Annotated in this window: 13 protein-coding genes and 1 pseudogene; 8 read left to right on the top strand and 6 right to left on the bottom strand. The window is 73.2% G+C overall.

The features are described 5' to 3' along the window. Nucleotides 1-71: 71 nt before the first annotated feature. Nucleotides 72-1880 (top strand): helix-turn-helix transcriptional regulator, encoded by a 1809-nt coding sequence (locus ABZ899_RS33430; protein WP_361353723.1) that lies wholly within the window; start codon nucleotides 72-74, stop codon nucleotides 1878-1880. Between the two features lie 25 nt (nucleotides 1881-1905). On the opposite strand, the gene ABZ899_RS33425 is transcribed toward ABZ899_RS33430, so the two are convergent. Further along, the gene (locus ABZ899_RS33425; protein WP_361353790.1) at nucleotides 1906-4473 is read right to left on the bottom strand and encodes a CHAT domain-containing tetratricopeptide repeat protein; all 2568 of its coding nucleotides are present in this window, start codon (nucleotides 4471-4473) and stop codon (nucleotides 1906-1908) included. Between the two features lie 146 nt (nucleotides 4474-4619). Between ABZ899_RS33425 and ABZ899_RS33420 the strand changes: the two genes are divergently transcribed. From ABZ899_RS33420 to ABZ899_RS33410, 3 genes are read left to right on the top strand one after another with little or no spacing between them, the layout of a single operon-like run. After that, on the top strand, nucleotides 4620-6050 hold the full coding sequence (locus tag ABZ899_RS33420; RefSeq protein ID WP_361353720.1) for a S8/S53 family peptidase: 1431 nt from the start codon (nucleotides 4620-4622) through the stop codon (nucleotides 6048-6050). Between the two features lie 59 nt (nucleotides 6051-6109). After that, nucleotides 6110-6685, top strand: coding sequence for a sigma-70 family RNA polymerase sigma factor (locus ABZ899_RS33415; protein ID WP_361353717.1), 576 nt, complete (start codon nucleotides 6110-6112; stop codon nucleotides 6683-6685). Continuing rightward, nucleotides 6682-7173: a hypothetical protein gene (locus tag ABZ899_RS33410; RefSeq protein WP_361353714.1), complete on the top strand. Its 492-nt coding sequence runs from the start codon at nucleotides 6682-6684 to the stop codon at nucleotides 7171-7173. The genes ABZ899_RS33415 and ABZ899_RS33410 overlap by 4 nt, the downstream gene beginning before the upstream one ends. Before the next feature lie 9 nt (nucleotides 7174-7182). Here ABZ899_RS33410 and ABZ899_RS33405 read toward each other — a convergent pair whose 3' ends face one another. Together ABZ899_RS33405 and ABZ899_RS33400 are read right to left on the bottom strand one after the other, a co-directional pair. After that, nucleotides 7183-7980 (bottom strand): N-formylglutamate amidohydrolase, encoded by a 798-nt coding sequence (locus ABZ899_RS33405; protein WP_361353711.1) that lies wholly within the window; start codon nucleotides 7978-7980, stop codon nucleotides 7183-7185. A 161-nt stretch (nucleotides 7981-8141) separates the two neighbouring features. Then, nucleotides 8142-10361 (bottom strand): NADP-dependent isocitrate dehydrogenase, encoded by a 2220-nt coding sequence (locus tag ABZ899_RS33400; RefSeq protein WP_361353708.1) that lies wholly within the window; start codon nucleotides 10359-10361, stop codon nucleotides 8142-8144. A 245-nt stretch (nucleotides 10362-10606) separates the two neighbouring features. Here ABZ899_RS33400 and ABZ899_RS33395 point away from each other — a divergent pair, with 245 nt between their 5' ends. Continuing rightward, a complete protein-coding gene (locus tag ABZ899_RS33395; RefSeq protein ID WP_361353705.1) occupies nucleotides 10607-12172 on the top strand; it encodes a M1 family metallopeptidase in 1566 nt (521 codons plus the stop codon). 31 nt (nucleotides 12173-12203) lie between these two features. Here the strand turns inward: ABZ899_RS33395 and ABZ899_RS33390 are convergent, their stop codons facing one another. After that, complete coding sequence (locus ABZ899_RS33390; protein ID WP_361353702.1) at nucleotides 12204-13298, bottom strand: mechanosensitive ion channel family protein; 1095 nt, start codon at nucleotides 13296-13298, stop codon at nucleotides 12204-12206. A 319-nt stretch (nucleotides 13299-13617) separates the two neighbouring features. Continuing rightward, nucleotides 13618-13890 (bottom strand): annotated as a pseudogene (locus tag ABZ899_RS33385) (enoyl-CoA hydratase); the annotation flags it as partial. Nucleotides 13891-13897: 7 nt separating this feature from the next. Between ABZ899_RS33385 and ABZ899_RS33380 the strand changes: the two are divergent. The 3 genes from ABZ899_RS33380 (at nucleotide 13898) to ABZ899_RS33370 (ending at nucleotide 20378) form a co-directional block, all read left to right on the top strand. Beyond that, nucleotides 13898-15835 (top strand): ABC transporter ATP-binding protein, encoded by a 1938-nt coding sequence (locus ABZ899_RS33380; RefSeq protein ID WP_361353699.1) that lies wholly within the window; start codon nucleotides 13898-13900, stop codon nucleotides 15833-15835. 94 nt (nucleotides 15836-15929) lie between these two features. Then, complete coding sequence (locus ABZ899_RS33375) at nucleotides 15930-19859, top strand: glycoside hydrolase family 2 TIM barrel-domain containing protein (RefSeq protein ID WP_361353696.1); 3930 nt, start codon at nucleotides 15930-15932, stop codon at nucleotides 19857-19859. Nucleotides 19860-20135: 276 nt separating this feature from the next. Then, complete coding sequence (locus ABZ899_RS33370) at nucleotides 20136-20378, top strand: DUF5302 domain-containing protein (RefSeq protein WP_361353694.1); 243 nt, start codon at nucleotides 20136-20138, stop codon at nucleotides 20376-20378. 57 nt (nucleotides 20379-20435) lie between these two features. Here the strand turns inward: ABZ899_RS33370 and ABZ899_RS33365 are convergent, their stop codons facing one another. Continuing rightward, the gene (locus tag ABZ899_RS33365; RefSeq protein ID WP_361353691.1) at nucleotides 20436-21248 is read right to left on the bottom strand and encodes an SAM-dependent methyltransferase; all 813 of its coding nucleotides are present in this window, start codon (nucleotides 21246-21248) and stop codon (nucleotides 20436-20438) included. Between the last annotated feature and the right edge of the window lie 294 nt (nucleotides 21249-21542).

The following is a 21542-nucleotide window of genomic DNA, read 5'->3' as shown; positions in this document are numbered from 1 at the left end:
CCCCGGACGCCTGAGTCGAGGGCTACTCAAGTACCGGTGTATCAGACCTGAGTCATCGTGCTCCTAATGCCGTGACGAGCTACGAACGCGCGGTGAGGACCCTGGATCCGCCCTGGCCGTTCACCGGCCGGGAGAGCGAACTCGACGTCGTGCGCGCCTCCTTGGCCGCCGGCCGGGACGGCGCCGTCGTCACCGGACCGGTCGGCTGCGGCAAGTCCCGGCTCGTCGCCGAGGCCGTCCGCGGGACCGGGTGCGCCCGCGTGGCCGGCACCCCCGAGACCCGGCACCTCCGCTTCGCCGCGTTCGCCCACCTCGTCCCCGAGGCGGCCTCCCTGCACGGCGCCTTCCGGCACCTGTCCGGCGTACGGCTGCTGGTGGTCGACGACGCGCATCTGCTCGACGACGCCTCCGCCGCCCTCGTCCACCAACTGGCCGTCCACGGACGCGTCCGTCTCGTCGTCGTCACCACCGACGCCGCACCCGCGCCGGCCGCCGTCTCCCGCCTCTGGACCGGTGACCTCCTGCCCCGCCTCACCCTGGAGCGGCTGTCCCGGGAGGACACCGCGCGGCTGCTGGCGGGCGCCCCCGGCGGCGCCGACCTGGAGCCGCTCACCGTGAACCGGCTGCACCACCTGTGCCAGGGGGATCTGCGACTGCTGCGCGACCTGGTCGACGCGGTGCGCGAGCGCGGTCTGCTCCGCCGGGTCGACGGCACGGACACCCGTGCGTGGCGCGGGCCGCTGCCGGTCACCGCGACCGTACGCGAACGCACCGCCCGGGTCCTGGACCGGCACCCCGCGGAACGCGAGACGCTGCAGCGCCTCGCCTTCGCCGAGCCCCTGCCCGTCGACCCGGAGCGGGACGCGCTCGATCTGCGCGCCCTGGAGCAACTGGAGGCCGACGGACTGGTCCGCGTCGACGACCGGGGTGCCGTCCGGCTCGCGCACCCCCTGCACGGCCCGGTCCTACGGGCGACGGCGGGCAGGCTGCGGGCGCGGCGCCTGTCCCGTGCCCCGGGCCGCTGCGGTCCGGCCCTGGAGGACGAGCGGGCCGCGCTCCTCGGCCGTATCGGGCGGGCGGACGTCCGGACCGTGGCCGCCCCGGTGGGGGAGTGGCTGGTCACGCAGGGCGCACCGCTGCCGGCCGGGTACGCGGCCGTACGCGCCCGCTACGCACGCCTGCGCGGTGAGCTGCGGGAGGCGGCGGCCTGGGCCAGGGAAGGACTGCGCGACGGCACCGCGGACGCCGCCTGCCGCCGTGAACTGGCCCTCGCCACAGCACAGTCGGGCGACGCCCCGGCCGTGCCCACGATCCCGGGTGGCCGCCCCCACGGGGGTGGGGCGGTCACCCGGCCGGCGGCGGCCGGCGCACCCGGAGCCGCCGTCGGGGACGACGCGTACGACGCCGTCCGCCTCGGTGACCCCGGGCGTGCCGCCGGCCGGCTCACCGGGGTCTTCGCCGCGCACGCCGACGCCCTGGCGCGCGGCGACGGCGACGCCCTGGACCGGGTGGCCGAACAGCTTGAGGGACGCGGATTCCTGCTGTTCGCGGCGGAGGCGCACGCGCAGGCGGCCCGGGCGCACCGCGACCCGCGCGCCGCCCGCACCGCCCGCACCCGCGCGGTCGCGCTCGCCCGGCGCTGCCAGGGCGCCCGGACCCCCGCGCTGTCCGGTCTGGCCCTCGGCGAACTCACCGCCCGGCAGAGGCAGATCGTCGACCTGGCGGCCGTCGGCCTCAGCAACCGGGAGATCGCCGAGAAGCTCACCCTGTCCGTCCGGACCGTCGGCAACCACCTGTACAGCGCCTACGCCCGGCTCGGCGCGAGCGACCGGGGGGCCCTGCCGTGGCTGCTGGCACCCCAGGGAGCACGCTCGGCCTGAGGAGCCCGAGCCCGGCGCCCTCCCGTCAGGCCGCCCCGAACGCCGTGAACGCCCAGCCCGTCGCCCGGTGCAGCGCGTCGTCCGGCAGGGCCGCCCGCGCGTCGCGCAGCGCCTCCGCCAGGGACAGCCCGGCGTCCAGGCCCTTGTGGAGCGCCAGCATCAGCGGCACCACCGCGGCGTCGTTCACGGGTGCGCTGCACGCCACCACGCCCGCCGTGCCCAGCGGCAGCAACGCGGTGACCAGGCCCAGCAGTTCGTCCGCGCCGACCGACGCGAAGCGGGCGGTGTCGCAGCAGGACAGGATGATCCGGTACGGACTGCGGTCCAGCCGTTCGAAGTCGTGCACGACGATCGGGCCGTCCGCCATCCGCAGCGACGAGAACAGCGGGCTGTCGGCCCGGAACGCGCCGTGCGCCGCGATATGCGCCAACTCGGCCCCGTCCAGCTCCTCCAGCACCCGCGGCACCCGCGCGTCGGCGTGTTCGAGGACGACGGCGCCGCCGTACCGGACGGCCAGGTGCGGCACCTCGGCGCCGCCCGTCGCCAGCCCCGGCCCGCGCACCAGCACATGCCGGCCCCGCGGCGGCGGCCCGGTCTCCCGGGCCCGCAGCCAGCTGGTCGCCGACGGCGACACGCTCACCACCCGCTCCCGCAGCGACGGCAGCAGCGCCCACGGCACCCGGTGCAGCCGGGCCGGCGGCACGACCACCACGGGGCCGTCGCCCAGCTGGGCCGCGGCGGGCCCCAGCAGCAGCTCCTCCAGCCGCCGTCCGGCGGCCTCCACCACCGGCAGCCGTGCCTCCGCCCCCGGATGCGCGAGCCGGCGCAGCCCGGCCTGGACGTGCTCGGCCTCCACCTCCGCCTCCGCCAGCAGCCCGGCCTCGAACCGGCGCACCCGCCCCTGCCCGCACAGCAGCACCTGGACCCGCCCGTCCAGGACGGCGAGTTCGACCAGCCGTACGTCGTCCCCGAGCCGGTCCAGCAGCCGCCCCGGGTCGAAGCGGTGGCCGTCGCCCGGGGCGTCGCCCCGCATGTGCAGCGTCCGGGCGCGGATCTCCCGTTCCAGGCGCCGCTGTTCGCGTTCCAGCGCCGGGACCGGACGGGCCTCCATCCGGGCGGCCTCGGCGCGCGCCGCGATCTCCCGGAACGCCGTCAGGTCGCTCTGCAACTGCGGGTCGGCGGGCGGCCGGGTCGGCGGCGCCGACAGCGCCGTGGCCCGCCAGCGCTCGCTCCACACCAGCAGCCGGCGCGGCCCCCCGGTGTCCAGGCTCGCCTGCTGCGCCAGCGCCGCGAGCTCCGCGCCCTGCGCGCTCGCCCGCGCCCGCAGCTCCGACGCGCCCAGCGTCATCCGGTGCGCGTCCAGCACGTCCAGGCCCCGCCGGCACGCCTCCAGCACCCCGCGTCCCGACCCGGCCGCCCGGGCCCGCAGCGCCTGCGCCGCCCAGCCCGTCATCCGGGCCAGCGGCGGCCCGCTGCGCCGGCTGCGGGCGGCGAGCGCCAGATGCCGTTCGGCGTCGGCCCGCCAGCCCAGCCCGAGCGCGATCCGGCCCGCGAGCAGCGACGCCTCCGGTGCGGCGGGCGCGCCGAAGGAGGCCAGCCGCTCTGCGACCGCGGCCGTGTCGGCGACCAGCCGGCCCGAACTGCGCCCGGCGGCCACCCGCGCCTCGATCAGCACCAGCCGGGCGTGCGCCTCCCACCAGGGCCGGCGCTGCCCCGTGAACAGCCGTACGGCCATGTCGGCGCGTGCGATCGCGGTGTGGGGGTCGGCCGCGAGCCGGGCCGCCGTCGCGGCCGCCAGCAGCAGTTCGGCCTTGCGGGTGGACTGGCCGCCGATGCCGTCGAGGACGGCGATCGCCGCGTCCGCCTCGGCGAGCGCCTCCGGTGCCAGACCGGCGGCCATCAGCACCTCGCAGCGCCGGACGCTGAGCATGAACGTCGGGGTGCCGAGCTTGGCGTAGCGCTCCTCGGCCTCGTCGAGGAGCCGCAGCGCCGCCGGTATGTCGCCCGACCGGAACGCCGCGAGCCCGCGGCTCTCCACCGCGTCCGCCTTGTCGTGCTCCTGGCCGGTGGTGTCCCACAGCGCCTCGGCCGCCGTGAAGTCGGCGTCCGCCCGGTCCACCGCGCCGAGGGCCAGGTGCACGGTGGCCCGCAGCGTCAGGGCTCGCGCCGTCCAGATCACGTCGTCGGCCTGCCGCAGCACCGGGATCGCCCGGCGGACGTCCTCCAGCGCCTCCCGGTGGTGCCCCAGGACCCAGCGGGCGTAGGCACGCCGGAACAGCACGCGGGCGCGCGGATGCCCGCTGACGCGCTCCACCCCGCGCTCCAGCGCGGCCAGCCCCTGCTGAGTGCGCCCCGCGTGCACCAACGCGACCCCGAGCGCAGCCAGGACGTCGGCCTCCCGCTCGGCCGACTCCGCGCGGGCCGCGAGATCCCGGGCACGCCGCAGGTGGTGCAGGGCGATCCGCATGTCGCCCCAGTCGCGCTGCCAGATGCCGATCACCTGGTGGGCCACGGAGGCGTGCAACGGCGACGGATCGGCGTCGAGCACGCCCTCCGCCCTCGCCAGCGCGTCGTTCGGGGCGGCAAACACCATCGGCAGCAGTTCGAGAACCGAGTCGCTTCCCGCTGTCACTCCACGGATGGTAGTTGCCCCGGAACCGTGCCACACGGTTTGTCGCTGTATCAATCAGCCGTCCCACGGCTCTGACTGACGACCGTCGCCCCATCGGGAGGACACCCATGGCACCACAGCGATTCCACGAGCAGTTCGAGCAGATCCAGCGCTCCATGCCCGACGTCCCCCTCGCGATGGGACCGGACGACTCGGCCGAGTTCATCTACGAGAAGGGCTATGTGCTGGTCCGGGACGGCGAGGACGCCGCCCTCGTCGAGGACACCGTCCGCGCCCACTTCACCGCCCAGCCCGAACTGGTGCAGGACCATGTGCGCCGCGCGGGTCCCCGCGCCAACCGCTCCGGCATCACCCGCATCCAGGTCGGCGACCCCGGGGAGGGCGACCGCGGCGGCGACCGGCCCGTGGCGCACGCTCTGCGCGCCCTGCGGGAGGTGGAGGGCCGCGCCGGACGCCGGCTCGTCAGCCGCAACCACCTGGTGTCGATCGCCGTCAACTCCTGCCCGGGCGACGAACCCGTTCCCGTCGGCCAGGGCGAAGGGCTCAACCCGGCCCCCGCCGAGGGCAGTTGGGACGCGGACAGCGCCGTCGGCGTGCTGGTCGTCGACACCGGGCTCATGAACGACTTCCGGTCCTCCCCGCTGCTCGCCCACACCGACGGCGACCTCCAGCTGCAGGAGTGCGACGACGACGGCGTCCTCCAGCAGTACGTCGGACACGGCACGTTCATTGCCGGGCTCGTCGCCGCCGTGGCGCCCAACACCTCCATCACCGTGCGCAACACCCTCAACGACGCCGGCGCCATCCTGGAGTCCGAGTTCGGCGAGAAGCTGTTCGAGGCCGTCGACCGGGGCGGCTGGCCCGACATCCTCAGCCTCTCCGCGGGCACGTCCAACGGCCGCACCGACGGACTGCTCGGCGTCGAGGCGTTCATGCGCGAACTGCGCGGACAGCGCACCCTGCTCGTCGCCGCCGCCGGCAACAACGGCAGCGCCACGCCCTTCTGGCCCGCCGCCTACGCCGACCTGCCCGACTACCAGGACGCGGTGCTGTCGGTCGGGGCGCTGCGCGCCGACGGCGAGTTCGGCGCCTGCTTCAGCAACCACGGGGCCTGGGTGAAGGTGTACGCACCCGGCGAGCGGCTCACCAGCGTCCTCACCGGCTTCGACCGGCCCGTGCCCTACGTCTTCCAGCACTCCACCTACGACGCCTGCCGGTACGGCTTCGGCTACTCCTGCACCTGCCAGTCGCCGCGCCACACCGGCGTGCTCAGCGAGCAGGACCCCGGCGCCAAGCCGGACCAGGTGACGTTCGACGGCCACGCGCACTGGAGCGGCACCTCGTTCGCCACCCCGCTCGTCGCCGGGATGATCTCCGCGCACATGTCCGCGCAGCAGGAGAACGACCCGCGCGTCGCCCGGTACAAGATGCTCGCGGCGTCGTCCGGCTTCGCGGAGGTGCGCGGGGCGCATGTGCCGGCTCTGCGCCCCGCGACCTGGCGCCCCGTGCCCGTCGGCCCTCCGGCCGCCCGGTCATGACGGTCGGAACGGCCCCTTCCGCGGCGTACGATGACGTGTCGTACACGAGGGGTGGGGTTGTGGACCGTGCAGACGTCGGCGCGTTGGTCCGGTCCGCCGTGGACGGCGACGCGGCGGCCTGGAAGGCGCTCGTGGAGGGCCTGAGCCCACTGGTGTGGTCGGTGGTGCGCGCACACCGGCTGGGGGACGCCGACGCGCACGAGGTGTACCAGACCGTGTGGTTCCGCTTCGCCCAGAACCTGGGGCGGATCCGGGAACCGGAGAAGGCCGGGTCCTGGCTCGCCAGCACCGCGCGGCACGAGAGCCTGAAGGTCCTCAAGAGCTTACGGCGGCTGACCGTGACGAGCGATCCGCAGCTGCTCGACCGGGTCAGCGAGGAGCGCACGCCCGAGCAGTCGGTCCTCGACTCGGAGGAGGCGGCCGCCGAGAGCGAACGCATCCGCTGGATGTGGCAGGAGTTCGAGGAACTGGGCGAGCGCTGCCGCCAGTTGCTGCGCGTACTGATGGCGTCGCCGCCGCCGAGCTACCAGGAGGTGTCGGCCGCGCTGGGCATCGCCGTCGGCAGCATCGGCCCGCTGCGCCAGCGCTGTCTGCGCCGGCTGCGGGCCCGACTCGACGCACGGGGGGCGCTGTGACAGACGACCTGCACGACGAGGCTCCCCAGGACCGGGAGCCCTTCGAGGACGAGGGGTTCGACGGGGGGCCGCTGGAGGCGGAGCTGCGCCAGGCGGCCGCCATCCTGGACCCCGTGCCCGCGCAGCTGCGGGAGATCGCCGTCGCGGCCTTCGCGCTGCATGATCTGGACGCCCGCATCGCCGAGCTGACGTTCGACTCGGTGGTCGACGCCATCCCGGTGAGGGGGGCCGCGGACGTCCCGCGGATGCTGACCTTCCGGGCCGGCGAGGTGACCGTCGACGTGGAGGTGACGGCGCAGGGCCTGATGGGGCAGGTGCTGCCGCCGCAGCCGGCCCGTATCGAGGTGCTGGGCGGGCCGCAGGCGGCCGTACCGGTCGACGCCGACGCCATGGGCCGCTTCTCCAGCGACGCCCCGCTCACCGGCCCGTTCGCCCTGCGGCTGCGGACCGGCGCCGAGGTCGTCGTCACGGAGTGGACCCGGGCCTGAGCCGGCGGCTCAGCGGGTGACGGCGTCCACCAGCGCGGCCAGCGCGCCCGCGAGCCGGGTGAGTCCGGGACCGGCCGGACCGCCCGGCTCCGTCATGTACGTGTCCCGGCGGATCTCGACCATCAGGGCGGACACGCGCGGGTCCGCGCCGTAGAACTCCAGCGGTACGTACGTCCCCGCGAACGGGCTGTCCAGCCCGGTCTCCCCGCACGGCGCGAACGCCTCCCGCGCGGCGGAGAGAAGCCCGGGCGGCGTGTGGAAGGAGTCGGTGCCCAGGCACACCGGCGGCCGGGGGCCGTCGCCGTGCAGTTCGTACGGCAGCGGGTCGGCCGGGTACGAGTGAACGTCGATGACCACGGCGCGCCCGGTGGCGGCGAGCCGGCCGGCGACGGCCTCCGTCATGGCCTGCGCGTAGGGCCGGAAGTAGCGCTCGACGAGCGGCTCGGGGTCGGTGCCGTCGGGCCGCAGCGGCTCCCGGTGCGTGGTCCGCGTGTACACGGCCCCCATCCCGACGGCCAGCATCTCCTCCCGGTCGTCGGGGAACCGCTCGGGGTCCACGACGAGCCGGGACAGCCGGTTCACGAACCGCCACGGGGTGACACCGGCCGCCCGGGCCGCCTCCTGGGCGATCGAGGCGGTGTGCGCGTCGGTGATGTGGTCCAGCTCGCGCTCCAGCGCGGCGTCGTCCAGGACGATCCCGGACCGCACGCCGGCCGGTATCTCCCGCGACGAGTGCGGTACGTGGAGGATCACCGGGGACTCGGGGTCGCCGGGAAGGTGGTCGAACGAGGGTGGCACGACGCTCATGCGCTGCTCCGAAGGTGCTGTCGGTGGTGTACGGCGATCAAGGTGCCACACGCCACTGACAACGGCCGCTGCCGCACCCTCCGACGGCCCGCCACCGGGGCCCGGACACGGCTCCGCCCCGGCCGGGGGACCGGCCGGGGCGGAATCGTGCGGCGGGGGCGTCAGCTCAGGGACGCCAGCGCCTCGTTCCACGTGGCGGACGGGCGCATGACCGCGGCGGCCTTGGCCGGGTCGGGCTGGTAGTAGCCGCCGATGTCGACCGGCTCGCCCTGGACGGCGTTCAGCTCCTCGACGATCTTCTGCTCGTTCGCCGCGAGGGTCTCGGCGAGCGGGGCGAACGCCTTGGCGAGGTCGGCGTCGTCGGTCTGGGCCGCCAGCTCCTGCGCCCAGTACAGGGACAGGTAGAAGTGGCTGCCGCGGTTGTCGATGCCGCCGACGCGACGGGTCGGGGACTTGTCCTCGTTGAGGAAGGTCGCCGTGGCGCGGTCGAGGGTGTCGGCGAGGACCTTCGCCTTGCCGTTGCTCGTCGCCGTCGCGAACTGCTCCAGGGACGGCACCAGCGCGAAGAACTCACCGAGGGAGTCCCAGCGCAGGTAGTTCTCCTTGACGAGCTGCTGGACGTGCTTCGGCGCGGAGCCGCCGGCACCCGTCTCGAACAGGCCGCCGCCCGCCATCAGCGGGACGACCGACAGCATCTTGGCGCTGGTGCCCAGCTCCAGGATGGGGAAGAGGTCGGTCAGGTAGTCGCGCAGCACGTTGCCGGTGACGGAGATGGTGTTCTCGCCGCGGCGGATGCGCTCCACCGACAGCTTGGTCGCCTCGACGGGGCTGAGGATCCGGATGTCCAGGCCCTCGGTGTCGTGCTCCGGCAGGTACTGCTGGACCTTGGCGATCAGGTTGGCGTCGTGCGCGCGGGTCTCGTCCAGCCAGAAGACGGCCGGGTCGCCGGTGGCGCGGGCGCGGGTGACGGCCAGCTTCACCCAGTCCCTGATCGGCGCGTCCTTGGTCTGGCAGGCGCGGAAGATGTCGCCCGCGGCGACCGGCTGCTCGATCAGCACGTCGCCGTTCGCGTCGACCAGGCGGACCGTGCCGGCGGCCTTGACCTCGAAGGTCTTGTCGTGGGAGCCGTACTCCTCGGCCTTCTGCGCCATGAGGCCGACGTTCGGGACGGAGCCCATGGTCGACGGGTCGTAGGCGCCGTTCGCGCGGCAGTCGTCGATCACGGCCTGGTAGACACCGGCGTACGACGAGTCCGGCAGCACCGCGAGGGTGTCGGCCTCCTGGCCGTCCGGGCCCCACATGTGGCCGGAGGTGCGGATCATGGCCGGCATGGAGGCGTCGACGATGACGTCGGACGGCACGTGCAGGTTGGTGATGCCCTTGTCGGAGTCGACCATCGCCAGGGCCGGGCCCTCGGCCAGCTCGGCGTCGAAGGACGCCTTGATCTCGGCACCGTCGGCCAGCGACTCCAGGCCCTTGTAGATGCCGCCCAGACCGTCGTTCGGGGACAGGCCCGCGGCGGCGAGGTCGGCGCCGAAGCGCTCGAAGGTCTTCGGGAAGAAGGCGCGCACCACGTGACCGAAGATGATCGGGTCGGAGACCTTCATCATCGTGGCCTTCAGGTGCACGGAGAACAGCACGCCCTGCGCCTTGGCCTCGGCGATCCGCGCGGTGAGGAACTCGCGCAGCGCGGCCACGTGCAGCACGGACGCGTCGACGACCTCGCCCTCCAGCACGGGCACCGACTCGCGCAGGACGGTGGTGCTGCCGTCCTCGGCGACGTGCTCGATGCGCAGCGAGCCGGCCTCGGAGATCACGACGGACTTCTCCGTGGAGCGGAAGTCGTTCTGGCCCATGGTCGCCACGTTGGTCTTGGACTCGGGGGACCAGGCGCCCATGCGGTGCGGGTGGGTCTTGGCGTAGTTCTTGACCGAGGCGGGGGCGCGGCGGTCGGAGTTGCCCTCGCGCAGGACCGGGTTCACCGCGGAGCCCTTGACCTTGTCGTAGCGGGCCTGGATGTCCCGCTCCTCGTCGGTCTTGGGGTCGTCCGGGTAGTTCGGGAGCGCGTAGCCCTGGCTCTGGAGCTCGGCGACGGCGGCCTTGAGCTGCGGGATCGACGCCGAGATGTTCGGCAGCTTGATGATGTTGGCCGCGGGCGTCTTGGCGAGCTCACCGAGCTCGGCGAGGGCGTCCGGGATGCGCTGGTCCTCGGTCAGGTACTCCGGGAACACCGCGATGATGCGGCCGGCCAGCGAGATGTCCCGCGTCTCCACGGCGACGCCCGCCTGCGAGGCGTACGCCTGGACCACCGGGAGGAAGGAATACGTCGCCAGGGCCGGGGCCTCGTCAGTGTGCGTATAGATGATGGTCGAGTCAGTCACCGGGTGCTCCGCTCCACGTCTGCAACATTGCTCGACATCAAGATATCTCGTGACCGACCCGTCCTCGACAGGGGTCCGGCCCCGGGCGTCGGATGCCGCGCGGGGCCCGACCGGTCCCCGCACGGATCCACGCAAACGGACGGACCGGCTCCGTGCAACCTCATCGCGTGGTTCGGCAGTCATGTAGGGAGATCACCGACCGGCGGCCGGTCCTGACCACCCGGCCGCCCCAGCGAAGGCGGACCATGAGATATCGCACCCGAGTGACGGCCCCGGCGGCCGCCCTCATCGGCACCGCGGCGGCCCTGGCCACCGGACCCTCGGCCCAGGCCGCACCGACGGCGGGGGCGCCGGCGGCCACGAGGAAGTCCGGCACCCCGGGACCGGAGACCCTCGGCGACCCCGTCTACCCGGCCCTGGGCAACGACGGCTACCGCGTCAGCGCGTACGACCTCGACTTCTCCTACGACGCCGCGACCCGCCTGGTCGACGCGAAGGCGACCCTGAGGATCCGCACCAGCCAGGCGCTGTCCCGCTTCGCCCTGGACTCCCTCGGCCTGGACATCCGCTCCGTCCGCGTCGGCGGCCGCACGGCGACCTTCGAGCAGGTGGACGAGAAGCTGCGCGTCACGCCCGCGCGGCCGCTGCCGGACAAGTCCTCGGTGACCGTGTGCGTCGAGTACTCGGCGGACCCGCGCCGTATACCGCAGCCGCTCACCGGCTGGGTCGACACGCTGGACGGGTTCGCCGTCTGCTGCCAGCCGAACCTGGCCCACACCGTCTTCCCCTGCAACGACCACCCGTCCGACAAGGCCGACTTCACCTTCCGCGTCACCGTCCCCGCCGGCCTGCGCGGCGTCGCGAGCGGTCTGCTCGTGCGCACCGAGACCCTGTCCGGCGGCCGTACGGCGTACACCTACCGCTCGCGCGAGCCCATGGCCACCGAACTGGTGCAGATCACCGTCGGCGACTACGTGATCAAGGAGCGGCAGGGCCCGCACGGGCTGCCGCTGCGCGACGTCGTGCCCGTCGCCCGCGCCGCCGCGCTGGAGCCGGCCCTCGCGCTGACGCCGGGCCTGGTGGAGTGGCTGGAGGCGCGCCTCGGCGCCTACCCGTTCGAGACGTACGGGCTGCTGCCCTGCAACTCCGACGCCCCGAACGCCTTCGACTTCACCGGCCTGGAGACGCAGACCCTCACCCTCTACAAGCCGAACTACCTCCTCCAGGAGGAGTCCAAGATCGGCTCGCACATGATGCACGAGCTGGTCCACTCCTACTTCGGCAACAGCGTCAGCCCCGCCACCTGGGCCGACCTGTGGATCAACGAGGGCCACGCCGACTTCTACGGCCTGCTCTACCGCTACGAGCGCGGCTGGACGGACTCCCTCGGGCTCTCCACCATGGAGGCCCGGATGAAGAACACCTACGCCCAGGGCGACCAGTGGCGCCGGACCTCCGGCCCGGTCGCGGCCCCGAACGCCGCCAACCTGTTCGACAGCCAGCGCTACCTCGGCGGCGTCCTCGTGCTGTACGCGCTGCGCAACCTCGTCGGCGAGGACACCTTCAACGCCCTGGAGCGCACCTTCCTCGCCCGCTACCGCAACGCCTCCGCCTCGACGGAGGACTACATCGCCGTCGCCTCCGAGGTCGCGGGCCGGGACCTCGGCGGGTTCCTGCGGGACTGGCTGTACGGCACCAAGACGCCGCGGATGCCCGGCCACCCGGACTGGACGGTCACCCCGGTGAGCGCCTCGCTCGCCCCGGGCCGCCGTACGACCGCCCGGAGCCACGACAACTCCGCCACCCTGTAGGGCGGGGCACCCTTCAGGGGCGGCCCCGCCGTCAGTCGAGGCGGACGGGAGCGATCTCGTCCGCCTCCCCGGTGACGCGCTGCTGCGGGATGGTCACCGAGCCCTGCTGGATCGCCACCGTGCGGGTGGGTGCCGGGATGCGGATGCCCTCCCTGCGGTAGCGCCGGTGCAGCCGCTTGATGAACTCGTGCTTGATCCGGTACTGGTCGCTGAACTCGCCGACGCCGAGGATCACGGTGAAGCCGATCCGGGAGTCGCCGAAGGTGTGGAAGCGGATCACCGGCTCGTGCTCCGGCAGCGCCCCCTCGACGTCCTTCATCACCTCGGCGACGACCTCCGCGGTCACCCGCTCGACCAGGTCGAGATCGCTGTCGTAGGCCACGCCGACCTGCACCAGGATCGTCAACTCCTGCCCGGGACGCATGAAGTTGGTCATGTTCGTCTTCGCGAGCGCTCCGTTGGGGACGACGATCAGGTTGTTGGAGAGCGCCCGCACGGTCGTCTGACGCCAGTTGATGTCCTCGACGTAGCCCTCCTCACCGCTGGCGAGCCGGATGTAGTCGCCGCGCTGGACCGTCTTCGAGGCCAGGATGTGGATGCCCGCGAAGAGGTTCGCCAGCGTGTCCTGGAGCGCCAGCGCCACCGCGAGACCACCGACGCCCAGCGCGGTCAGCATCGGCGCTATGGAGATGCCCAGCGTCTGCAGCACCACCAGGAACCCGATGGCCAGCACCAGCACCCGGGTGATGTTGACGAAGATCGTGGCGGAGCCGGCGACCCCCGGGCGGGACTGCGTGACCGACCCCATCACCCCGGCGATCCCGCGCGCCGCCGCCAGCGTCACCACGAAGATGAGCACCACCGTCAGCGTCTGATTGACGTGCCGCTGCACCGTCGCGGTGAGCGGCAGCGCCGCCCCCGCCGAGGCCGCGCCGCCGAGGAACGCCGCCCAGGGCACCACGGTCCGCAGCACGTCCACGATCAGATCGTCGCCGCTCCAGCGGGTGCGGTCGGCGTGCTTGCGCAGCCAGCGCAGCAGGATCCGCAGCGCGAGGGCCGCCAGCAGGCCCGCCGCGACCGCGATCCCGGCGATGACCAGGTCGTCCACCGTGAGTTCGCGCTTCACCGGTCACCTCCGGGGTGGAAGGCCGCGGCGAACGCCGCCGACGACGGCGCGATATGAGATCTCGTCACGTTGTCCCCTGCTCGATTACACGATGTGCCGTCGCGCCGCCCATGTCGTCCCCCGTCTCCGGCGCGCGGGCTCATCCTGCCGTATCGCGCACACCGGTTCGTGCCCGGCGGCGGCCGCACCGGCGGCTTCCGGGCATTCTCCCCGGAACGTCCGCCGCCTTCGAGGGCCGACGGCCACCGCACGGCCCCCGGCCGAGGCGTGCGCGTCGCACCGGTGGCACGGACGGCGCGCGCCCGACGCCCGTGCCCCGTCAGCGGTCCGTGAACGACCCGTGCCGTCCGGCGCCCGCGGCGAAGCGGGCCGCACCCTCCATACCTTGCGCCAACACGTCCCTGCCGTAACGGATTTCACCCCGCATGGCGGCCGTCTCGCCGAGGCCCTCCTGATCGAGCACCGAGGCCCGGTCGGCCCGCAGGCAGTCCTGCGGGAACCGGGCCAGGGCGGCGGCCAGCTCCTCCGCCTCGGCGCGAGCACGCCCCGCCGGCACCACCCGGTTGGCCAGTCCGATGGCGTGCGCCTCCCGTATGAGCATGGAAACGACCGCCTGGACCCAGCTGCACAGCGTCATGAACGCCGAACGGGAACGCCGCCCGTTCAGCCGCGACACGCTGCGCCGCATCGCCGCCTTCGCCCGCCCCCACCGCCGCCGGATCGCCCTGTTCGTCGTGCTGGGGGTGCTGTCCGCGCTGCTCGCGGTCGCCACCCCCGTCCTCGCCGGGCACGTCGTCGACACGATCGTCCGCGGCGGCGACGAGGACGCCGTCGTCCGGCTCGCCCTGCTGATCGCCCTGATCGCGGTCGCCGAGGCGGCTCTCGGCATCCTCGGCAGACGCCTGTCGGCCAGGCTGGGCGAGGGGCTCATCCTCGATCTGCGGACGGCCGTGTTCGACCACGTCCAGCGCATGCCGGTCGCCTTCTTCACCCGCACCCGCACCGGGGCGCTGGTCTCCCGCCTCAACAACGACGTGATCGGCGCGCAGCGCGCGTTCAGCAACACCCTGTCCGGCGTGGTCAGCAACCTCGTCACCCTGGTCCTCACCCTCGCCGTCATGCTCACCCTGTCCTGGCAGATCACCCTGCTCTCCCTCGTCCTCCTCCCGGTCTTCGTGGTCCCGGCCCGGCGCATGGGCCACCGCATGGCCCGGATGCAGCGCGAGGCCGCCACCCTCAACGCGGCGATGGGAACCCGGATGACGGAACGCTTCTCGGCGCCCGGCGCCACCCTGGTCAAGCTGTTCGGGCGCCCGGAACAGGAGTCGGAGGAGTTCGCGGCGCGCGCCCGCCGCGTCGCCGAGATCGGGGTGCGCACGGCCACCGCCCAGTCCGTGTTCATCACCGCGCTCACCCTGGTCTCCGCCTTGGCCCTCGCCCTCGTCTACGGCCTCGGCGGCTGGTTCGCGCTGCGCGGCACCCTGGAGGCCGGCGCCGTCGTCTCGCTGGCGCTCCTGCTGACCCGGATGTACGCGCCGCTCACCGCGCTCGCCGGCGCCCGCGTCGAGGTCATGAGCGCCCTCGTCAGCTTCGAGCGCGTCTTCGAGGTGCTCGACCTGCGGCCGCTCATCGAGGACAAGCCGGAGGCGCGGGACGTCCCCGACGGCCCGGTGCCCGTCGAGTTCGACGGAGTGCGCTTCGGCTACCCGTCCGCCGACAAGGTCTCCCTCGCCTCCCTGGAGGAGGTCGCGACCCTCGACACCCGCGGCGGCGACGAGGTCCTGCGCGGCGTCTCCTTCCGCGCCGAGCCGGGCCGGACCGTCGCCCTGGTCGGCTCGTCCGGCGCGGGCAAGTCCACCATCGCCCAGCTCCTGCCGCGCCTGTACGACGTCGACGAGGGCGCGGTACGCCTCGGCGGCGTCGACGTGCGCGATCTGAGCGCCGCGTCCCTGCGCGCCACGGTCGGCATGGTCACGCAGGACGGCCACCTCTTCCACGACACCGTCCGCGCCAACCTGCTGCTGGCCCGCCCCACCGCGGACGACACCGCGCTCTGGGACGTGCTGCGCCGTGCCCGCCTCGACACCCTCGTCCGCTCCCTGCCCGACGGCCTCGACACCGTCGTCGGCGAGCGCGGATACCGCCTGTCCGGCGGTGAGCGGCAGCGCATGACGATCGCCCGGCTGCTGCTGGCGGGCCAGCGCGTCGTCGTCCTCGACGAGGCCACCGCCCACCTCGACAACACCTCCGAGGCGGCCGTCCAGGAAGCCCTCGCCGAGGCGCTGGAGGGGCGGACCGCGCTCGTCATCGCCCACCGCCTGTCCACCGTGCGCACGGCGGACCTCATCCTCGTCGTGGAGGACGGCCGGATCGCCGAACGCGGCACCCACGAGGAGCTGTTGGCGGCTGGCGGCCGCTACGCCGAGCTGTACCGCACCCAGTTCGAGCAACCGGATTCGGCCAAGGTCGGCCCACACGCCCCTCAGGAACGCACAGACACCGACAGCATCATTGCTTCTACGGGGTCCGCGACCTAGGGTGCGTTCGGTTTCCCCACAGCACCGCACATGATCTGACGCTCCCTCACCACCGTGCAACGCCGCACTGTCGTCCCGAGGAAGGCCGCCGTCGATGCCGATCACGCCCCCCACTCCCGCCGGCCCGTCGCACCTGCCCGGCGTCCCGGTCAGCCGCCGCCGTCTGCTGGAGGGCGGCGCCGCCCTGCTCGGCGCGCTCGCCGTCTCCGGCTCCTCCGCCGCGGCGTACGCGGCCGACGGGGGCGGGGCCGACGGGGGCGGCGCCGACGCCGGCCCGCCGGAGTGGAACGGGGCCATGGGCCTCTTCCAGGTCGGCGCCGAGCCCCCGCACACCACGCTCATGCCGTACGCCGACGTCCGGCAGGCCCTCACCGCCGACCGCACCCGCTCGCCGTACCGGCTGAGCCTCGACGGCACCTGGAGGTTCGCCTACGCCGAGCGGCCCGAGGACCGGGACACCGACTTCCACCGCACCGACCTCGACGACCGGGACTGGGACACCCTGCCCGTGCCGTCGGCCTGGCAACTGCACGGCTACGACCGGCCGATCTACGTCAACATCACCTACCCCTGGTGGGGCCCCAACGGGCTCGGCGAGGACGCGCAGCCGCCCGCCGCCCCCACCCGCTACAACCCCGTCGGCCAGTACCGGCGCACCTTCACCGTGCCGCGCGACTGGGCGGGACGGCGCACGTTCCTGCACTTCGAGGGCGTCAAGTCCGCCCACTACGTGTGGATCAACGGAAAGCTGGCCGGCTACCACGAGGACTCCTACGACCCCGCCGAGTACGACATCACCCCGTACCTCGAGCCGGGCACCAACCAGATCGCCGTCGAGGTCTACCGCTACTCCGACGGGGACTGGCTGGAGGGCCAGGACATGATCCGCCTCAGCGGCATCTTCCGGTCCGTGTACCTGTACTCCACTCCGCCCGTGCACCTGCGCGACTTCCGCCTCACGACACCGCTGAGCGACGGCTACACGGCGGCCGAACTGTCCGTGACCGCGAGCGTGCGGGACTACGGAGGCCGGGGCGCCGGCGACCACACCGTGGAGACCCAGCTGTACGACGCGGACGGGCACCCGGTGTGGTCCCGGCCGCTGCGGCAGACCGTCACCCTCGAGGCCGGCGGCGAGAAGACCGTGGAGGCCGCGAAGTCCGTGCCCCGCCCGCGCCTGTGGTCGGCCGAGGACCCCTACCTCTACACGGCCGTGCTCCGTCTGCGCGACCCGGCGGGCGAGGTCGTCGAGACCCTCTCCCACCGGGTCGGGGTACGGGAGTTCGCGCTGAAGGACGGCCTGATGCGCGTCAACGGCCGGCCGGTCTCCTTCCGCGGCACTAACCGCCATGAGATGCACCCGGTCCACGGCTCGGCCCTCACCCGCGCCGACATGGTCAAGGACATCGAGGTCATCAAACGCCTGAACATCAACAGCGTGCGCACCTCGCACTACCCCAACAACCCGCAGTGGCTCGAACTCGCCGACGAGTACGGCCTGTACCTCGTCGGCGAGACCAACCTGGAGACCCACGGCATCCGCGACCGCTACCCCGGCGACCAGCCCGAGTGGACCACGGCGTGCGTGGCCCGGGCCCGTGCCATGGTCCACCGCGACAAGAACCACGCCAGCGTGGTCATCTGGTCGCTCGGCAACGAGGCCGGCGGCGGCAGCACCTTCCGGGCCATGCACGACTGGATCCGCTCCTACGACCCCACCCGGGTCATCCAGTACGAGGGCGACGACCGGCCGGGGATCAGCGACATCCGTTCCGCGATGTACGAGAGCCCTGCACGCGTCGAGGCCCGCGCCGCGGACACCGCAGACCGGCGGCCGTACGTGATGATCGAGTACTCGCACGCCATGGGGAACTCCAGCGGCAACTTCAAGAAGTACTGGGACGTCGTACGCCGTCACGACGTCCTGCAGGGCGGCTGGATCTGGGACTTCGCCGACCAGGCCCTCACATGGCCCACCCCGGTGCGCACCCTGTTCACCGAGTCCGGGCCGGCCGCGCTGCGCGGCGAGATCGTCGCCCCCGCCGGCACGTTCACCCGCGGCGAGGGCGTCTCCGGCGGCACCGTCTTCGCCCGCGACAAGGGCCTCGACCTCACGGGCTCCCTCACCCTGGAAGCCTGGATCACCCCCCGCTTCACGGGCGGCCACCAGCCGGTCATCGCGAAGGGCGACACCCAGTACGCCCTCAAACAGAGCGACCGCGCCCTGGAGTTCTTCCTCCACGCCGACGGGCAGTGGATCGCCGTGAACTGGGCGCTGCCCGGCGACTGGACCGGCCGCGAACACCACATCGCGGGCGTCTTCGACGCCACGGCCGGCACCCTGACCCTGCACGTCGACGGACAGGTCCGCGCCACCCGCACGACCACCCGCCGCCCCGAGAACAACACGGCGCCGCTCGCCCTGTGCACCGACGTCGACAACCCAACCCGCGAGTTCAGCGGCACCGTACGGCGGGCCCGTGTGTACGCCCGCGCCCTGAGCGCGGCCGAACTGGCCGACGAGAAGCGGGGGAGCGGCGACGACGGCGTACGGTTCTGGTTCGACGCGGCCACCGTCCACGTCACCGAACGCCGGCGCCGCGACAAGACCTTCTTCGCGTACGGCGGCGACTGGGGCGACATCCCCAACGACGGGGCGTTCTCCGGGGACGGCATCGTCACCGCCGACCGGACGCTCACCGGCAAGTCGGCCGAGGTCAAGCGGGTCTACCAGGCGATCGACGCCGCCCCCGCCGACGGCGACACGCTCGCGCCCGGCGCCGCGCTCACCCTCACCAACGAGTACCTGTTCACCAGCCTCCGTGCCTTCGACGGACGCTGGGAGCTGCTGGCCGACGGCGAGGTCGTCCGGCACGGCCGTCTCAGCCGGGCCCAGCTGGACGTGGCACCGCTGTCCAGCAAGCGGGTGACGGTGCCCTTCGACGTGCCACGCACCCCGGCACCGGGAACCGAGTACTTCCTGCGGTTGTCGTTCACCACCCGGGAACGTACGAAATGGGCGGAGCCCGGCTTCGAGATCGCCAGGAAGCAGATCCCCGTCGACGCGGGCGCCCCCGCGGTGACACCGGTCCCGCTCGCGAGCGTCCCCGCGCTGCGCCACACCGACGGCGAGACGGCGGTCACCGTCGAGGGCCGGGGCTTCTCCGTCACCGTCGACAAGGCGACCGGCGTCATCACCTCCTACGAGGCGGACGGCGCCCCCCTGATCGTCTCCGGGCCCGCCCCGAACTTCTGGCGGGCGCCCACCGACAACGACCGGGGCAACGGCCAGCACACCCGCAACCAGACCTGGCGCGACGCCGGTGCCCGCCGCGAGGTCACGGACGTCACCGTGCGCGCCCTGCGCGACCGGGCCATCGAGATCAAGGTCGCCGGCACCCTGCCCACGACCACCCCCTCGACGTACACCACCACGTACACCGTCTTCGGCAACGGCGAGATCAAGGTGGACAACACCCTCCACCCGGGCGCGGCCTCCCTGCCCTACATCCCGGAGGTGGGCACCCTGCTGCTTCTGCCCGCCCGGCTGGAGAACGTGCGGTACTACGGCCGCGGCCCCGAGGAGAACCACTGGGACCGCAACGACGCCACCGACGTCGGCGTCCACTCGGGCACCGTCTCCGGCCAGGGCACCCCCTATCTGCGGCCGCAGGAGAACGGCAACCGGACCGACGTGCGCTGGTTCGCCCTCACCGGCGGCCGCGGCCCGGGACTCCTCGTCACCGGCGAACCCCTCGTGGAGGTCAACGCCTCGCACTTCACCCCCGAGGACCTGTCGACCGGCGTGCGCCACGCCTACCAGCTGACCCCGCGCGAGGAGGTCGTCCTGCGGATCGCCCACCGCCAGATGGGCGTCGGCGGTGACAACAGCTGGGGCGCCCACACCCACGACGAGTACAAGCTGTTCGCCGACCGCGACTACTCCTACACCTACCGGCTGCGCCCGCTCGCGGACGCGTCCCGGGCGATGCGCGCATCCCGCCGGCCGACCGCGCTGGAGTGACCGGGAGCGACGGTCGGTGTGGCCGGCGGGAGACCTTGCCAGCCACCTGCGTCCCTTCAGGTAGGGCCACCCAGCGGCAGGGCGAGGGCCGGCCGGTGACCGCCACCAGGCCGAGGAGTCGGGCCGGCAGGGTTCAGGCGGTCCAGCCGCGGACCCGGGGCCGGTGGCGTCGTCCCGAACGGGCTGTCACCCCGCCCCGCCAGGCCGACCGCTCCTCGCGGTGCCCCGGCATGACAAGCTGGGCCCGCCCGTCCCCCCCGAACCCAGGAGGTCACCATGACCGCAGAGCAGCCCGCCACGGAAGGTTCGGAACCGGCCGACGCCGAGACGTCCCCTCTGACGCCGGACGACGACGGCGCCTACGACCTGAAGCGCAAGTTCCGTGAGGCCCTGGCCCGCAGGCGCGGTGCGCAGGCGGACGCGGCCGAGGGCGCCGGGCACGCGAACGCGTCGAAGGTGCGAGCGGCCCACGGTCCGGCCGCGAACCAGCGGTCGTTCCGCCGGAAGAGCGGCGGCTGATCCCGGTCCGCCTCGCGGGCCAGACGCCGTTCTGCGGGCTGCCGTGGCGCAGTCCGATCAGTTCTTGGCCGCGACCCCGGCGACGGAGACGTCGGGCGCGTCCGTCTCGGACGCGTCGGGGTCCGGGCGCCAGGAGGCGGTGGCGACGACCCCGGGCTCGACCAGGTCCAGGCCGTCGAAGTAGGAGGCGATCTCCCGCGGCGACCGGAGGTGGTAGGTGTTGGCCGACTGCTGGTTGTACGCCGCGACCGCCGTGTTCAGCGCCTCGTTGGTGTTCGTACCGTCGCTCAGCGCCAGCCAGCTGCCCGCCGGCAGCCCCGCCAGCAGGGCGCGCACCAGCTCCGCAGGACGGTCGTCGTCCGAAATCTGCCCCACGATGCCCAGCATGGTGAGGGCGACCGGGCGGCTGAAATCGAGCGTCTTGGCGGCTTCGGCCAGGATCCGCTCCGGGTCGCGGACGTCCGCGTCCACGTACGCGCATGCCCCCTCGTCGCTGCTGGTGAGCAGCGCCTCGGCGTGCACCAGCACGAGCGGGTCGTTGTCCACGTACACGATGCGGCTCTCGGGCGCGATGCGCTGGGCCAGCTCGTGCGTGTTGTCCGCGGTGGGCAGTCCCGTCCCGATGTCCAGGAACTGACGGATACCGGCCTCCCGCACCAGGAAGCGCACGGCGCGCGAGAGGAACCGCCGCTGCAGCCGGGCGACGGCGGCGAACTCCGGGAACGTCGACAGGATGACGTCCCCGACCTCGCTGTCGACGGGGTAGTTGTCCTTGCCGCCCAGCAGGTAGTTCCAGACCCGCGCCGAATGGGGGCGATCGGTCTGCAGCCTCGCCACGACGTCGGCGGGCGAAGATTCCGAGGATTCCATGGGGACAGCTTCACACACCGTGGTGATCGAAGTGATCAAGTGCGGGGATTCTTCCGCGTCTTGGTGGACGGGGCGGGAGGGGAGCTCATCAACGGGCTCCCAAGGGGGCTACGAAAGTTTCGGAGTGTCCGCGATTGCTCCGCCGCTTGGCGCCGGAAAAGCCGTGATCGACGGTCGATGGCGACCGTCGATCACGCTGGAACCATAAGGGATGCCAGCCCTTCGGATTGTACCGAAACATTCGATCGTCAATCGGAAATATTCTTGTGAGAATCCTTGACGATCCACCGTCAA

This window comes from Streptomyces sp. NPDC046859, assembly GCF_040645135.1.
Lineage (GTDB): Bacteria > Actinomycetota > Actinomycetes > Streptomycetales > Streptomycetaceae > Streptomyces.
This window is presented reverse-complemented; position numbering and strand designations above follow the sequence as displayed.

What these genes read in the sequence shown, in the direction of transcription:
- ABZ899_RS33395 (WP_361353705.1), top strand. Translation starts at nt 10,607, where the DNA reads ATGAGATATCGCACCCGAGTGACGGCCCCGGCGGCCGCCCTCATCGGC.
- ABZ899_RS33370 (WP_361353694.1), top strand. Translation starts at nt 20,136, where the DNA reads ATGACCGCAGAGCAGCCCGCCACGGAAGGTTCGGAACCGGCCGACGCC.
- ABZ899_RS33365 (WP_361353691.1), bottom strand. Translation starts at nt 21,248, where the DNA reads ATGGAATCCTCGGAATCTTCGCCCGCCGACGTCGTGGCGAGGCTGCAG.
- ABZ899_RS33405 (WP_361353711.1), bottom strand. Translation starts at nt 7,980, where the DNA reads ATGAGCGTCGTGCCACCCTCGTTCGACCACCTTCCCGGCGACCCCGAG.
- ABZ899_RS33420 (WP_361353720.1), top strand. Translation starts at nt 4,620, where the DNA reads ATGGCACCACAGCGATTCCACGAGCAGTTCGAGCAGATCCAGCGCTCC.
- ABZ899_RS33375 (WP_361353696.1), top strand. Translation starts at nt 15,930, where the DNA reads ATGCCGATCACGCCCCCCACTCCCGCCGGCCCGTCGCACCTGCCCGGC.
- ABZ899_RS33425 (WP_361353790.1), bottom strand. Translation starts at nt 4,473, where the DNA reads ATGGTGTTTGCCGCCCCGAACGACGCGCTGGCGAGGGCGGAGGGCGTG.
- ABZ899_RS33380 (WP_361353699.1), top strand. Translation starts at nt 13,898, where the DNA reads ATGGAAACGACCGCCTGGACCCAGCTGCACAGCGTCATGAACGCCGAA.